Genomic DNA, 12,797 nt, shown 5'->3' with positions numbered 1-12,797 from the left:
ACCACCGATCTCGATCCGGCGCGCGCCGAAGCCGAACTCGGCACGGCGCGTGCGGATCTGGCCGGTATCGAGCGTCGCCGCGCGGCGCAGGAGCATGCGCTGGCGGTGCTGACCGGTGTGGCGCCCTCGCAGTTCGCGCTGACGGCGAAGACGTTCGACACCGTGCCGGTGGCGGTGCCTGCGGGGCTGCCATCCGAACTGCTCGAACGTCGCCCCGATATCGCGGCGGCGGAGCGGCAGATGGCGGCGGCCAATGCACGGATCGGCGTGGCCAAGGCCGCGTTCTTCCCGCGCATTTCGCTGACGGCGCTGTTCGGGTTCGAGTCGGGCGATTTGTCGAACCTGTTCAAGTGGTCATCGCGCACATGGATGCTGGGTCCGCTGGTGGGCACCACCGTGGCACAGACCGTGTTCGATGGCGGACGCAATAGCTCGAACCTGGCCGGCGCCCGTGCCGCGCACGAGGAAAGCGTGGCGCGCTATCGGCAGACGGTGCTGGTGGCATTCCGCGAGGTGGAAGACAGTTTGTCCGACGTGCGTTGGCTGAGCCAGCAATCGACGGCACTGGACAGCGCCTTGGCAGGTGCCAAGCGCGCACAGCGCATTTCGCGTAGCCGCTATGACGCGGGTGCCGTGGACTACCTGACGGTCATCGACGCCGACCGCACCGTGCTGCAATCGCAGCGCGATGCGAATGCGGTGGCAGGATTGCGCGCTGCGGCGACGGTCTCGCTGGTGCGCAGCCTGGGCGGAGGGTGGGGACCATTACCCGAGAGGTGACATCAAACTGAATAGGGCGTCGCCCCCTAAGAAGGGTGGGTGATGTAGGGGGCACCTCGGTACGTCGAGAATCTATCCCAAAGGATAGGTGCGGTTCCCAGCGGATGCGGGCCTTCGTACCATGCGCGCGTAACGTGGTCAAAGTTCGCTAGAGGGAAAAAATGGCAAGGCTCGAAGATGTACGAGACAGATATGGAGCGTACATCCGTGCGGATCAGCGGCAAGAACTTCAGGCTAGTACGCTCGATAAGTCGTTGATGCCGATTGTGAGATTGCGCATGGAGCGAGAAGGTCATGGCCTGACGGACGCGTACGACCCACAGAGCATGTACATGGTAGGGGTGCAGTTACGACACCTCCCTCCCCATCGACTTTGGCGCGAAGGGCAGCCAGTCGAGACTGGACACTTCCGGCCGGGACACCTCAACATCTACGACCTTCGACGCGACTGGGTGGCTGAGTTGAATGACCCATTTGACGTCGTGCAGTTCTACGTCTTCCAGCAAACCGTCGATGAGATCGCCCACGAGGTGCACGGCAAGAGTTCGATTGCTCTGGCTCCGTTTCATGTGGCGAATCGTGTCGATCCGGTGCTGCATCATCTGGCGCTGAGTCTGGTTCCGGCACTCAGTGATCCGACGCGCGCATCGCGGCTATTCATCGATCAGGTATCGACCGCCATTCAAACGCATCTGGTGCTTACCTATGGCAACGAGACCATCAGGCCAGCCCGCAGGCAGGGAGGTTTGGCACCGTGGCAACTTCGAACGGCCAAGGAGCTGATCGAGTCACGACTTGATGGCGACGTATCGATCGAGGAATTGGCAAAGGCCTGCCGACTGTCGCGCAGCCACTTCAGCAGAGCCTTCCGTGCCTCAACGGGCCAAAGCCCCCAGCAGTGGCTGACGTCTCTGCGCGTACAGCGCGCCGAGGAGTTGCTGAGATCGACGGATCTTCCTCTGACGGAAGTGTCGCTTCGCTGCGGATTCGCGAGCGCGAGCCATCTTGTCCAGGTCTTTTCCCGTTTGCGGGGTATGCCCCCCGGTGTATGGCGGAGGCGCAACGGACGCTCCACATCCATGGATGATGTTCACTAGACAAGTCTAGACTCGATCAAGATTTCCCTTGATAAGGTTCAGGACAATCTCAATGAATTTGAGTGCGTTGATTGGCTTCATTAGAACAACGCGTGCCCCGGCAGCAAGCGCGGTATCCATCCAGGCATCGTCTTCTTGCCCACTCACAACGACAACGGGTATTGGTGTCGACCTTCTCGCGAGCTCGTGAAGCACATCAATTCCTGATAGGCCAGGTAGCTGGACGTCCGTAATCAGCAATGAACATTGCCTCGCGTCTTCGCGCAGAAAATCCTCTGCGCAGTCGTACGTACGCGTCGTCAACCCAATCGATCCAAGCAGACTGCTAAGTCCGCGGCGAATGCTCTCGTCGTCGTCGATGACCGAAATCTGCGGCGCCGTGCACAAATTGTCTCCTTGCGTTGCCGTTGCGGGCGGGGGTGGCCCATCTGCATTGTCGTCAGCGTAGCGAGTCGATGATTGCTCGTAAACCAGCCTTAGGTATATCCAGATCATTCCTGAGGCCGTTGCTTATTCAGCATCACATTTATGCAAGTTCAGCACATCCATGAAATAAACACTCAAGACTTTGGTACCAAAGTATAGAAAGCGCGCAGTAAGCAAGAATTACAGTCAGAATCTTCAAAGCCTGAGCAGCCGCTGTCGGCATCCAAGTCGATGTGAAGCGGGCCCGCCCTTTAGAGCGAGGGGGGGTGTTACTTGAACGAGGGTCCATAAGAGTTCGATGCGTTCCAGCCATGAACGACAAGCACCGAGGGCCTGGTATGGATAGTCAGGGAGAAAGCCATGGGATTGACTGGAAGTATGGATAGGACAGGGAGTACGAGTAGGACAAGAATTCAGGACGAGCCACTTATCCTTGTCGTAGATGACGACGACAACCTTCGCATTGGCGTCGAGGGTCTTTTCAGATCCGTGGGTATGGATGTCTTGACGTTTCCCAGTGCGGACGCTTTTCTGGCATTCGAAGTGCCGGAAAACCGTCCTTGCTGCTTGATCCTCGACGTGCGCCTGCGAGGGACTAACGGACTCGAACTTCAGGCAAGTATGAGTGAGACAGGGGTCAGGTTACCTGTCGTCTTCATCTCGGGATTTGCGGACATTCCTATGAGTGTGGCCGCTATGCGTGCCGGCGCGATCAATTTTCTGACCAAGCCCTTCCGAGATCAGGATTTGCTGGACGCAGTCTCAGAAGCGCTGCGCGGCGATCTTCATCACCGGAGCGAAAGGCGTCGGCGTGAAGAATTGGGCGTGCTATACGAATCTCTGACCACGAGAGAGAAGGAGATCATGCGCATGGCGGCGACGGGGCGCATGAACAAGCAGATAGCCGATGACATTGGCTTGAGTCTGGTCACGATCAAGATTCACCGCGCCCAGGCAATGCGGAAGATGCGTGCAAAGACCTTTGCCGATCTGGTTGTGATGGCCCATATTCTGGGCCTGTGCGATGCGCCCGCACCCGCCAAGGTGCGAGATCCGGTCGGCGCCTGAGAACCTTATGGTTGCAGGCGTGCCCGCTGTTAGACCGCGTTGAGCGCGCGGTGGAGCACGCAGGCCGTACGCAATGCGACATCGTAGGAGCGGTTGGTGGAAAGCAGCCGCCCATCTACCCACGCCGACCAGAGGCCATCTTTGCGAAGACAGGAGATGCGATTGTCTTCCATCATGTCCGAGTACCAGCGCCACATCGCCGCATCCTGCATGTTGGCGCTGGCGGCTGCACGCAGACGAATGACCTCGATATTTTGATGTTCGTACATGGTGTACCTCGGAGAAGATGAATGCGAAGGCCCGCACCTCCACTGTAGGGCACGTGTGCCAAGCATTGGAATGACATCTGAGGCAATCAGCGCCTGTCATCGAAGGTTGAAATCCCATACCTAGGTACAGGCGGGACCGGCAACACTCCTCACGGACTCATGCCGGTTCCGGCTGCGAATGCTTCCCGTCGCCACGCGGCCGGCTCTCAGCCAGGGGAATGACTAGAAGCGCGGCAATGAGTGCAAGGCCGACGGAGCCGTACCATACAGGCTCGTAGCCTCCGAGCAAATCGAAAAGCTTGCCGCCGGCGAATGCGCCGAGCGCCCCGCCAATGGCATGGCCAGCGGAGAGCAGACCCATGGCAAGTCCCATGACACGCAGGCCCAGCCTGTCGGCGACGAGGCCGGCAGTGACTGGCACCGACGAATAGTCGAACAGGCCGAAAAGGATCGCGAAAAGAATCAACGTTGGATAGCTGCCTGCGACGTAGGAGAGAAGAATGAAGCAACCGGCACGGGCGAGGTAGATCCCGGCTAGCAGGCGGGGGCGATGCACCTTGTCTGCGAGCCATCCCGCTCCGATCATTCCCACCAGGTTGAGTGCAGAAAGAACACCATAAGCCGTGGCGCTTGGCAGTGGAGGAAATCCACAAAAGGCCGCGTATGGCATAAGGTGGGTTTCAATGACGCCGCTGGTCGTGAATCCGCAGAGGAGATAACTCCAGAACAGTGCATGGAATACCGGGTTCCGTACTAGCGTAGAAACCCTCTGGACTGCGGACTGAGGCTTTGCTGGCTCATCGCGGAACGAGTCGACATGACCGCGTTGCGGCCCGAGCATTCCCAGCACGATGGGAATGAGCAGCAGTGCCAAGGCCGCCATGGCAACGAATCCACTTCGCCATCCATAGTCCTGCAAGAGCAGTGCAAGTAGCGGCATCATCAGCAACTGTCCTGCGGTCGAGCCTGCTGTGCCAATTCCAGTGGCAAGGCCTCGCCGCCTATCGAACAGCAAGGCAATTGCGGCGGCGACCACGTGCTGTGCGATGAAGCCGAAACCAACACCGGCCACCAGACAGAATCCGACCGGCAGCAGCCAGGACGTTGCTCCAGGATGAGCCAGAGCCACCATTCCCATCCCCGTCGCCACTAACAGAAGGCCGGTGGCCAGCAAGGTCCGTGGACCACGACGATCGACCATGTTGCCCGCAAATGGTGCAACTACGGCCATCACGATCAGGCATGCGGCAGCTAACGAAGCGATGAAGGTGCGAGACCATCCGAACTCGGCCTGCCATGCCGGCATGACCAACGAGAGAGCGCCTCGACCGGAGAAGGCCAAGGCCAGAGCCAGGAACCCCAATCCCACGACGACCCAAGGCTTTTCGACTGTTGTTCGCGATGTAGAAGTGGTCATTGGTGTTCCTTGCTGGCGCGATGGGTGAGCTTGCGGTGCTTGCTCAGATGTAACTGACAGTGATGAAGCATGTAACCGGTATAAATTATATTGACAAGTTACGCATTTCGTCTATCCTTGTCGAGGTTTCCTATCGGGAATCGTTGCACAGGTTTGGAGCGCCTGCACGGCTGGGCGTTGCCGGAAAAAGACGGGCGCATCCGCCCAGACGATCAGAGATACGCATATGGATTCCGGGGATTTGGCGATTTTTGCGGCTGTGGCTCGCATGGGCAGCATCACGAAGGCGGCGCAATACCTCGAAACGGTACAGTCGAACGTGACACAGCGCGTTCGTCGTCTGGAAGACGAATTGGGAGTCAGCCTGTTCTACCGGCATGGCCGTGGCGTGTCGTTGACGGCAACCGGCAGTCAATTGCTTCCCTACGCCAGTCGCATTGCGCAAATGATGGACGAGGCTCGGCGTGTCGCCCTCGATCAGCAGCAACCGACGGGTCCGTTGAGCGTGGGATCGATGGAAACAACTGCTGCGCTGCGTTTGTCGGGAGTGCTCGTTGATTTTGCGACCGAGTATCCACAGGTAGATCTGATGCTCAAGACCGGACCGACGCATCAATTGATCGAGGATGTCGTGAATCGGTCGCTGGAGGGAGCGTTGGTTGCGGGACCTGTCGACCACATCGATCTCGTCAGCGAGCCTGTGGTTGAGGAAGAGCTTGTCATTGTGACCGCGCCGTGGATGCAGTCTCCGGCTGGCGATCGTCCATCGTGGGTGCCTGGAAAAGGCGAAGTGAAGATCGTGGTGTTCCGAAACGGCTGCTCTTACCGGGAGCGTCTTGAACGGGTATTGGTTCGTCAAGGCGTAACCGCTATCCGGAAGATGGAGCTCGGCACGCTCGACGGCATTCTGGCTTGCGTTCGTGCAGGAATCGCTGTCACCATGTTGCCCATGGGGATCGTGAAGCCGTTGGCCGACGAACAGAAGGTTACAGTGCATCGTCTTGCGCCACAGGAGGGTCTCGTTGAAACGGTGTTTATCCGCCGCCGCGACGCCTATGTTTCTTCGTCGCTCACAGCGTTCATGTCCACGCTTCATCGGCATAGCACTCGCGACTATCGTGGTATTGAGATGGAATCTGGTGCGGTCGCCCAAGTCTAGTATTCGTGCGTCCGTATTGAAGGGATTCAGGCTGCGTTGACTAGGTGATCGCAGCCCGGATTGAATACGAATTTTGCGCGATCGGTATAAGGGTTGAAGGTCATCACGATGTGCGATCGCACATCATCTTCAGAATGTAAGAGCCATCGAGACGATGGCATCCCTGGGTAGAGGCCGGACAATGCCGCGCGTGCGGTTTGATAATGGTCGGAACGCGCACAACACGCAGCGTGTTGCCGGGGCGGGAGTGCGCCGGGATTTTGCTCGTCTTGCGCTGATGTGGAGCGCCGGTCGGCGCAGAGCTTAAAGCACTACCAACGAGACATTGATGTTGCCGCGTGTAGCGTTTGAGTAAGGGCAGACCTGATGGGCCTTCTCAACCAAGGTCTGGGTCGCCTCCCGGTCAAAGCCTGGGATCGTTATCTTCAGTTCGACATCAATGCCGAAACCGTGAGCGGTCGGTCCAATGGCAACGGCGCCTTCAACGCGCGTATCCACGGGGAGGACCACTTTCTGTTGCCCGGCAACAAAACGCATGGCGCCGATAAAGCAAGCGGAGTATCCCGCTGCGAACAGTTGTTCCGGATTCACGCCATTGCCGGTACCACCCATCTCTTTCGGGACAGCGAGCTTGACGTTCAAGCGTCCATCCGAGGTAGCAGCAACGCCGTCGCGTCCACCGGTTGCTGCGGCGTACGCCGTGTAGAAGATCTGATCGAGTTTCATTGTGGGTCCAAGGCGGCCATGCCGCCGGTTTCATATGAATCGGGGATGAATCCCTGAATGGTTGTCCAATCGACGTCGAATGCTACGAGTGCCTGAACGTGGGGCATCAGCACCGCCGACAGGATTGTCTCGAGCAAGCCCGGCGCGACGTGACATCCTGCATGAGGCGTTGCAACGAGTTCGAGCGATTGGCTATGCCCGCCACCGGCATCCACTGGCAGAATTGTCAGGTAGCTGTCCGCCAGCTTCCCAACGGTCTCTCCACCGCCCGCGCGACAGACCAGATCGTCGTACGCGTGGGAATAGGGATTGAGTAGACTCGCCCATACCGCAAGACACCGCGCGGCAAGCTCGGAGAGACATTCGGCATTGGGTGCTGACACGAGGCAACGGACGGCAGACGTGTGACTCATCGAAGCTTGCTCCTGCCCACGCCGTCAATAGGGCGGCGTGCGCTGTAGACATAGTTGAGATTGGCCACAGCGAACGCTGCCCGAACCAGCATGAGATGGTCCGCGAGCTGCGGCCAGTCCACTTTCCACGCCAGATGGGCAATGCCGGTATCCAGATGCCGCGAGCTACTTACGATTGCGTCTGCCGGCAGCAGGTTCTCCACACTGACTTTGGCGCGAATAAAGCGTAGCAACTGGTCGTTTGGCCGATCAGCCGCACAGGAAATTTCCATTTCTGCGCTGTCGGCGCAGCATCGTGTAACGACGAGTTCGATCATGGCGGGTGCGCTGGTCTGGCCGGCGTTCAGGCCGCGCGCTGCGCCATCGTCGGGTAGTCGGTGTAGCCCTTGGCGTCGCCACCATAGAAGGTGTTCGGGTCGGGAGGATTGAGTGGTGCACCGGTGCGAAATCGTTCGACGAGATCGGGATTCGAGAGGAAGTGGCGACCGTAGGAAACCATATCAGCGTGTCCGCTCTCGATGGCCGACATCCCGTCCTGGTATCCGTAGCAATTGTTTGCGATGTACACGCCGTTGAAGGCCAGTCGCAAGCGGCGGGGGTCGAAACCACCAGCGACTTCGCGGGTGCTTCCCCATGCGCCTTCTACAACATGGAGGTAGGCCACACGGAGCGCACCGAGTTGCTGTGCAACGTACGTAAAGAGCGGTTCCGGATCGCTATCGGAAATGTCGTTGAAAGTCGCCAGCGGCGAGATTCGCACACCCACACGGTCACGGCCCCAGATGTCGATGACGGCCTGGGTGATCTCCAGCAACAGCCGCGCGCGGTTCTCGATTGAGCCGCCATATGCATCGGTGCGTTGATTCGTCTTGTCGCGCAGGAACTGGTCGAGTAGATAGCCGTTGGCTGCGTGAATCTCGATACCTTGGAAGCCCGCCCGCAGTGCGTTTCGCGCTGCGTCGCGAAATTGCGCGATGATGCCCGGAATCTCGTGTGTTTCCAGGGCTCGGGGGCGCTCCAATGCAACAAAGCCATTGTCAATGTAGACGCGGCCATCCGGCTGGACCGCAGAAGGGGCGACTGGCGTTGCATTGTCAGGTTGCAGCAAGCGATGTGAAATGCGGCCCACATGCCAGAGTTGGGCAAAGATCCGACCACCCGCCGCGTGTACCGCGTCGGTAATGCGGCGCCATTGCCTGATTTGCTCTTCGTTGTAGATGCCAGGCGTTCCGGTGTAACCCTTTCCCTGAGCGGAGACATGGGTGGCCTCGGAGATGATCAGGCCTGCCCCAGACCGCTGTGCATAGTATGTCGCGGCCAAATCTCCCGGAACGTCCTTGTCGTCGGCGCGACTGCGGGTCAGCGGAGCCATCACCATGCGATTCGGAAGCGTATAGGGTCCGAGACGGAGCGGTGCAAAGAGGTCTGCCGCAATAGCCCCTTGAAGCAGTTTTTTCATTTGGAAATCTCCTGTGTGTGAACGGCGTCGCCGTTGCGCCATGCCAACTCATTCCGGTGCCGGGTTTCGACAACAGCATGAATGCGATGGTAAGAGGCGCGCTGCTTCGTGACAGCCTGTCAGTGAGGAAAATCCGCTAACACCTTGGTATGTTGGCTCAGTAGCTTCCAGGAGGCATGATGAATGGAAGAGCTTTGCGCTAGCCAACTTGTTCCGTCGTGTATCAATTCATGTTCGGAAGGCGCCGTTTATCGCCAGGTCATGCGCTTCTATAGTTCGCTCCACACGTACGGCGGCTTCCCCTCTTGCCGCAGACAACATTGAACCGCAACCAAGACTCTCTCAGGAGAATGAAGATGTCGAACAAGACGATTGTGATTACGGGTGCCTCCAGCGGTATCGGATTCGCATTGGCAGAAGCCTATCTGCGCCGGGGCGACAATGTCGTCGGGAACGCTCGCACCATTGAGCGCCTGCAGGAAGCGGCCAGCAAGCTCGGTAATCCGGCGAACTTCCTGGCCGTCGCTGGTGATATCGCTTCTCCCGAAACGGCCCGTCAGATCGTGACGCAGGCGTTGGCACGCTTCGGCAGGATCGACGTGCTGGTCAACAACGCCGGCATCTTCATTCCCAAGCCCGTGACGGAATACACCGAGGAGGATGTTGACCGTATCGTCAACACCAATCTGAAGGGGTTCTTCTACATCACCCAACAAGTTGTGGGACACATGTCTGGCAATCAGTCTGGCCACATTGTGAATATCACCGCGAGCGTCGCCATGCAACCGACTACGAGCGTGCCGGCGCTGCTTCCCGTGTTGATCAAGGGTGGCCTGAATCACGCTACACGAGGCCTGGCGATCGAACTGGCATCGCGCAACATCCGTGTGAATGCGGTGGCGCCGGGCATTATCGAAACCCCGTTGCATAGCCCCGATACACATGAGTTCCTGAAGTCGCTGCAACCGACCGGCCGCATCGGGAACGTGAAGGACATTGTCGACGCCGTGCATTACCTGACCGACTCCGACTTCACCACCGGCATCGTACTGCCCGTGGATGGTGGAGCCACGGCTGGAAAGTGGTAAGCGCCTGCCTGGCTGAACGCCCTGACTGCACGCGCGCGTCAGGGCTTTCCTAATCGAATACTGGAGCGTTCCACATGTCTGTCGAATCGAAGCTGTCTGCACTCAATCTTCAACTACCCACACCGCCGACGCCGCTGGGTAGCTACACCGCAGTGAGTCGTGCTGGCGATCTGCTGTTCATTTCGGGGCAGTTGCCGTTGCAGAACGGTAAGGTCGTGTGGCAAGGGCAGGTCGGCAAAGACCTGACTGTCGAGGAGGGCAAGCAGGCTGCACAGATGGCGGCACTCAATGTGTTGGCGCAGATTCGCGCGTACCTTGGCGGCTTTGATCGCCTTGATCACATCGTTCGCCTCGAAGGTCACGTCACAAGCGCACCGGGCTGCTTCGATCAACCCGCGGTGCTCGACGGGGCGTCGGATCTTTTCGCGTCGGTGCTGGAGGAAAAAGCGGGGCACGCGAGGGCTGCGTACTCGCAAACGCAACAGCCGGGCAATGCCGCGGTCATTCTCGTCGTCATCGCTCAGATCAAGCCCTGAACGACCGTGCCAAGGAGAGATGTCACATGAATGCTTTGACGAAGAGAATCGGGATGTGGATGAGCTTTCTTGCGAGCGTCATGACCGCGGGTTCGGTCAGCGCAGCGGGGCTTTCCCCTAAAACCAACGGCTCGATCCTCCAGGAGGACATCAAGTGGTCTGCGTTTCCTGCCTTCCCCAAGCGCGCCCAACTTGCGGTACTGGTGGGCGATCCTGCGGCTAGCGGTCCTTATGTGGTGCGGGTGAGTGTCCCGGCAGGCGTAAAGCTCATGCCTCATGTGCACCCCGAGGATCGTATCTATACCGTGATCTCCGGCGTCTTCTATATTGGGCTTGGCGACGAATTCGATCCCCAGAGACTGGTTGCCTATCCCCCGGGCAGCGTCGTCATACTGCCGGGCGGGACGCCCCACTTCCATTGGGCGAAGTCCGGAGGGTACGTGACGCAAGTTAGTGGAACGGGGCCACTCGGCATCGAGTATGTCCATGCCGAGGACGATCCACGACTGAAGTAAGGTCGACGCTACGGGGCAAATTTCTCGATAAGAAAGTCAACCATAGCCCGCACGCGACGCGACATATGCCGTGCGTGCGGGTACAGGAGCATGAAAGGTCTCGAGCTTCCCCCGAAGTCCTTCAGAACCTCCACGAGCGCGCCGCTTCGCAGATCATCCTCGACCACGAATCGATAGGTCTGGAATAGCCCGGCGCCGGCACGAGCCAGCGTCGCGCCGCCCAGCACGTCTTCCGACGCAGCGTATGTGCCGGTTGTCATCACGTCCACATCTTCCCTGTTCTGGCGAAACGTCCACGGGATCCGCCGGCCACTACTGGGTCGTTCGAATTGGATGCAATCGTGTGCAAGCAAGTCGTCGGGTGACTTCGGTGTCCCGCGTAGCTTGAGGTAGCCGGGTGTCCCTACGACTACCAGTTCTGCATCCTCAAGCTTTCGGGCAATCAGTGCCGAATCGTCGGGGGCCCGTCCCCGCACCGACATGTCATACGTGTCGTCGGCAAAATCGACATTGCGATTGCTGATGTGGACTTCGATTTCCACGTCCGGATACCGTTTCCGGAATTCAGGCAGGACGGGAAGAATTCGATAGTGTGCGTATGGCGTCGGAAGGCTGATCCGCAAGCGTCCTGCCGGAGTGGCATGTTGTCCGCTGATCTGACGTTCAGCTTCAACGAGTTGCGCGAGCGCTGTGCGACTCTGTTCGAAGTACGCCTTACCTTCTTCAGTCAGACGGATCTGACGTGTTGTACGCACAAACAAGCGGACGTTCAATCGCTCCTCCAGGCGTGAGACGCTGCGGCTCACCGCGGCCGGCGTGACTCCGGCAGCCACTGCTGCGGCCGTAAAGCTACTCAGCTCGGCGGCAAGGCAAAAGAGCTCGATGCTCCCAAGTTGTAAATCGTCGAACTGACGCTTCATGGTTTTGACACCGTGTAATGACTGTTATTGGTGGTGTGTTCTTCAATGCCAGCTTTAATGCCGACAGAATCTGTGCGTCGGTGGTTGGACATTGTAGTGAAACGCATCTCGGGGCGCACGCTCGCCCGGGACATCATTTAAACAAGGCAACAAATGGAACTGATCTATATTGGCGATCCGATGTGCTCCTGGTGCTATGGGTTCGGAAAGGAACTGACTCTTCTGCAACGTCGAAACCCTCAACTGCCTTTGCGCATCGTGGTGGGCGGCATTCGTGCAGGAGCGACTGACGTTCTTGATGACGCTGGCAAGCGTTTTCGCCTGCAACACTGGACGCGCGTCGAAAAGGCCAGTGGGTTGACGTTCAATCGCGAAGCTCTCATGGCTCGCGAGGGTTTCGTCTATGACACCGAGCCAGTATGCAGGGCTGTGGTGACTGCCCGTCGGCTCTTTCCGGGCACAGATTTACTGGCTGTGTTTCGCGCCCTCCAGCACGCGTTCTATGTCGATGGTCTTGATACGACAAATGGTCACGTTCTCGCTGAGGTGGTAGCCAAGGCGGTGGCAAAGCAAAGTATCGAGGTTGAAGCGAGCGCATTTCTGACAGCATGGAACAGTGCGAATGCTATCGAGGAAACGGCTGCTGACTTTCGCACTGCTCGTCGCTGGGGAGTGACGAGTTTCCCAACCCTGGCGCTTCAGGACGGGGATAAGCTCTATCAGGTAGTAGCGGGCTATGCTTCAGTGGAGGCCGTTGCAATGCAACTTGATCACGTGCTCGACGCCATTCGATCGGTCGCCTGATCAAAAAAAGGCGCCCGCCGCGAAAACTAACCCTCACATTGCGGCGGGCCACTTCAGAAGAGCGTCTATGATGCTAAGTCACTTCGAGGCTTTCGAGCCAGGCGATGCTCGCCATCACTT

Annotated in this window: 16 protein-coding genes; 8 read left to right on the top strand and 8 right to left on the bottom strand. The window is 58.6% G+C overall.

The features are described 5' to 3' along the window. Both FFS21_RS11295 and FFS21_RS11290 read left to right on the top strand, forming a co-directional pair. The coding region (locus FFS21_RS11295; protein WP_137924923.1) for an efflux transporter outer membrane subunit at positions 1-780 on the top strand (780 nt) is incomplete at its 5' end. Positions 781-1,232: 452 nt separating this feature from the next. After that, positions 1,233-1,877, top strand: coding sequence for a helix-turn-helix domain-containing protein (locus FFS21_RS11290; protein ID WP_171020385.1), 645 nt, complete (start codon positions 1,233-1,235; stop codon positions 1,875-1,877). A gap of 6 nt (positions 1,878-1,883) precedes the next feature. Here the strand turns inward: FFS21_RS11290 and FFS21_RS32905 are convergent, their stop codons facing one another. After that, entirely contained in the window at positions 1,884-2,372 is a 489-nt protein-coding gene (locus FFS21_RS32905; RefSeq protein WP_137924921.1) for a response regulator, read from the bottom strand. Between the two features lie 291 nt (positions 2,373-2,663). Here FFS21_RS32905 and FFS21_RS11280 point away from each other — a divergent pair, with 291 nt between their 5' ends. Beyond that, entirely contained in the window at positions 2,664-3,371 is a 708-nt protein-coding gene (locus FFS21_RS11280) for a response regulator transcription factor (protein ID WP_349304714.1), read from the top strand. Positions 3,372-3,400: 29 nt separating this feature from the next. Here FFS21_RS11280 and FFS21_RS11275 read toward each other — a convergent pair whose 3' ends face one another. After that, positions 3,401-3,640 carry a hypothetical protein gene (locus FFS21_RS11275; protein WP_137924920.1) on the bottom strand — a complete coding sequence of 80 codons (240 nt, stop codon included), beginning with the start codon at positions 3,638-3,640 and terminating at the stop codon, positions 3,401-3,403. A gap of 157 nt (positions 3,641-3,797) precedes the next feature. Next, positions 3,798-5,057, bottom strand: coding sequence for an MFS transporter (locus FFS21_RS11270; protein WP_137924919.1), 1,260 nt, complete (start codon positions 5,055-5,057; stop codon positions 3,798-3,800). 226 nt (positions 5,058-5,283) lie between these two features. On the opposite strand from FFS21_RS11270, the gene FFS21_RS11265 reads away from it, so the two are divergent. Then, on the top strand, positions 5,284-6,216 hold the full coding sequence (locus tag FFS21_RS11265; RefSeq protein ID WP_137924918.1) for a LysR substrate-binding domain-containing protein: 933 nt from the start codon (positions 5,284-5,286) through the stop codon (positions 6,214-6,216). Between the two features lie 303 nt (positions 6,217-6,519). On the opposite strand, the gene FFS21_RS11260 is transcribed toward FFS21_RS11265, so the two are convergent. Genes FFS21_RS11260 through FFS21_RS11245 form a run of 4 tightly spaced genes read right to left on the bottom strand, consistent with a single transcriptional unit; the run spans position 6,520 to position 8,814 of the window. Continuing rightward, complete coding sequence (locus tag FFS21_RS11260; RefSeq protein ID WP_137924917.1) at positions 6,520-6,942, bottom strand: organic hydroperoxide resistance protein; 423 nt, start codon at positions 6,940-6,942, stop codon at positions 6,520-6,522. After that, positions 6,939-7,355: a hypothetical protein gene (locus tag FFS21_RS11255; RefSeq protein WP_137924916.1), complete on the bottom strand. Its 417-nt coding sequence runs from the start codon at positions 7,353-7,355 to the stop codon at positions 6,939-6,941. The genes FFS21_RS11260 and FFS21_RS11255 overlap by 4 nt, the downstream gene beginning before the upstream one ends. Continuing rightward, positions 7,352-7,672: a hypothetical protein gene (locus FFS21_RS11250; RefSeq protein ID WP_137924915.1), complete on the bottom strand. Its 321-nt coding sequence runs from the start codon at positions 7,670-7,672 to the stop codon at positions 7,352-7,354. Before FFS21_RS11250 ends, FFS21_RS11255 begins: the two co-directional genes overlap by 4 nt. A gap of 26 nt (positions 7,673-7,698) precedes the next feature. Next, on the bottom strand, positions 7,699-8,814 hold the full coding sequence (locus FFS21_RS11245) for an alkene reductase (RefSeq protein ID WP_137924914.1): 1,116 nt from the start codon (positions 8,812-8,814) through the stop codon (positions 7,699-7,701). A gap of 350 nt (positions 8,815-9,164) precedes the next feature. Between FFS21_RS11245 and FFS21_RS11240 the strand changes: the two genes are divergently transcribed. From FFS21_RS11240 to FFS21_RS11230, 3 genes are all read left to right on the top strand, one after another. Beyond that, the gene (locus FFS21_RS11240) at positions 9,165-9,902 is read left to right on the top strand and encodes an SDR family NAD(P)-dependent oxidoreductase (protein WP_137924913.1); all 738 of its coding nucleotides are present in this window, start codon (positions 9,165-9,167) and stop codon (positions 9,900-9,902) included. Positions 9,903-9,976: 74 nt separating this feature from the next. Further along, complete coding sequence (locus tag FFS21_RS11235) at positions 9,977-10,438, top strand: RidA family protein (RefSeq protein ID WP_137924912.1); 462 nt, start codon at positions 9,977-9,979, stop codon at positions 10,436-10,438. Between the two features lie 26 nt (positions 10,439-10,464). After that, the gene (locus FFS21_RS11230; RefSeq protein ID WP_212745233.1) at positions 10,465-10,953 is read left to right on the top strand and encodes a cupin domain-containing protein; all 489 of its coding nucleotides are present in this window, start codon (positions 10,465-10,467) and stop codon (positions 10,951-10,953) included. An 8-nt stretch (positions 10,954-10,961) separates the two neighbouring features. Here FFS21_RS11230 and FFS21_RS11225 read toward each other — a convergent pair whose 3' ends face one another. Beyond that, positions 10,962-11,873 carry a LysR family transcriptional regulator gene (locus FFS21_RS11225; RefSeq protein WP_137924911.1) on the bottom strand — a complete coding sequence of 304 codons (912 nt, stop codon included), beginning with the start codon at positions 11,871-11,873 and terminating at the stop codon, positions 10,962-10,964. A 153-nt stretch (positions 11,874-12,026) separates the two neighbouring features. On the opposite strand from FFS21_RS11225, the gene FFS21_RS11220 reads away from it, so the two are divergent. Then, entirely contained in the window at positions 12,027-12,677 is a 651-nt protein-coding gene (locus tag FFS21_RS11220; protein WP_137924910.1) for a DsbA family protein, read from the top strand. The last annotated feature ends 120 nt before the right edge of the window (positions 12,678-12,797 follow it).

It is taken from the genome of Cupriavidus sp. 2SB (genome assembly GCF_005503625.1).
GTDB lineage: Bacteria > Pseudomonadota > Gammaproteobacteria > Burkholderiales > Burkholderiaceae > Cupriavidus.
This window is presented reverse-complemented; position numbering and strand designations above follow the sequence as displayed.

Excerpts from the sequence above, each read along its gene's own strand:
- FFS21_RS32905 (WP_137924921.1), bottom strand. The coding sequence starts at position 2,372 with ATGATCTGGATATACCTAAGGCTGGTTTACGAGCAATCATCGACTCGC.
- FFS21_RS11280 (WP_349304714.1), top strand. The coding sequence starts at position 2,664 with ATGGGATTGACTGGAAGTATGGATAGGACAGGGAGTACGAGTAGGACA.
- FFS21_RS11275 (WP_137924920.1), bottom strand. The coding sequence starts at position 3,640 with ATGTACGAACATCAAAATATCGAGGTCATTCGTCTGCGTGCAGCCGCC.
- FFS21_RS11270 (WP_137924919.1), bottom strand. The coding sequence starts at position 5,057 with ATGACCACTTCTACATCGCGAACAACAGTCGAAAAGCCTTGGGTCGTC.
- FFS21_RS11265 (WP_137924918.1), top strand. The coding sequence starts at position 5,284 with ATGGATTCCGGGGATTTGGCGATTTTTGCGGCTGTGGCTCGCATGGGC.
- FFS21_RS11260 (WP_137924917.1), bottom strand. The coding sequence starts at position 6,942 with ATGAAACTCGATCAGATCTTCTACACGGCGTACGCCGCAGCAACCGGT.
- FFS21_RS11255 (WP_137924916.1), bottom strand. The coding sequence starts at position 7,355 with ATGAGTCACACGTCTGCCGTCCGTTGCCTCGTGTCAGCACCCAATGCC.
- FFS21_RS11250 (WP_137924915.1), bottom strand. The coding sequence starts at position 7,672 with ATGATCGAACTCGTCGTTACACGATGCTGCGCCGACAGCGCAGAAATG.
- FFS21_RS11245 (WP_137924914.1), bottom strand. The coding sequence starts at position 8,814 with ATGAAAAAACTGCTTCAAGGGGCTATTGCGGCAGACCTCTTTGCACCG.
- FFS21_RS11240 (WP_137924913.1), top strand. The coding sequence starts at position 9,165 with ATGAAGATGTCGAACAAGACGATTGTGATTACGGGTGCCTCCAGCGGT.
- FFS21_RS11235 (WP_137924912.1), top strand. The coding sequence starts at position 9,977 with ATGTCTGTCGAATCGAAGCTGTCTGCACTCAATCTTCAACTACCCACA.
- FFS21_RS11230 (WP_212745233.1), top strand. The coding sequence starts at position 10,465 with ATGAATGCTTTGACGAAGAGAATCGGGATGTGGATGAGCTTTCTTGCG.
- FFS21_RS11225 (WP_137924911.1), bottom strand. The coding sequence starts at position 11,873 with ATGAAGCGTCAGTTCGACGATTTACAACTTGGGAGCATCGAGCTCTTT.
- FFS21_RS11220 (WP_137924910.1), top strand. The coding sequence starts at position 12,027 with ATGGAACTGATCTATATTGGCGATCCGATGTGCTCCTGGTGCTATGGG.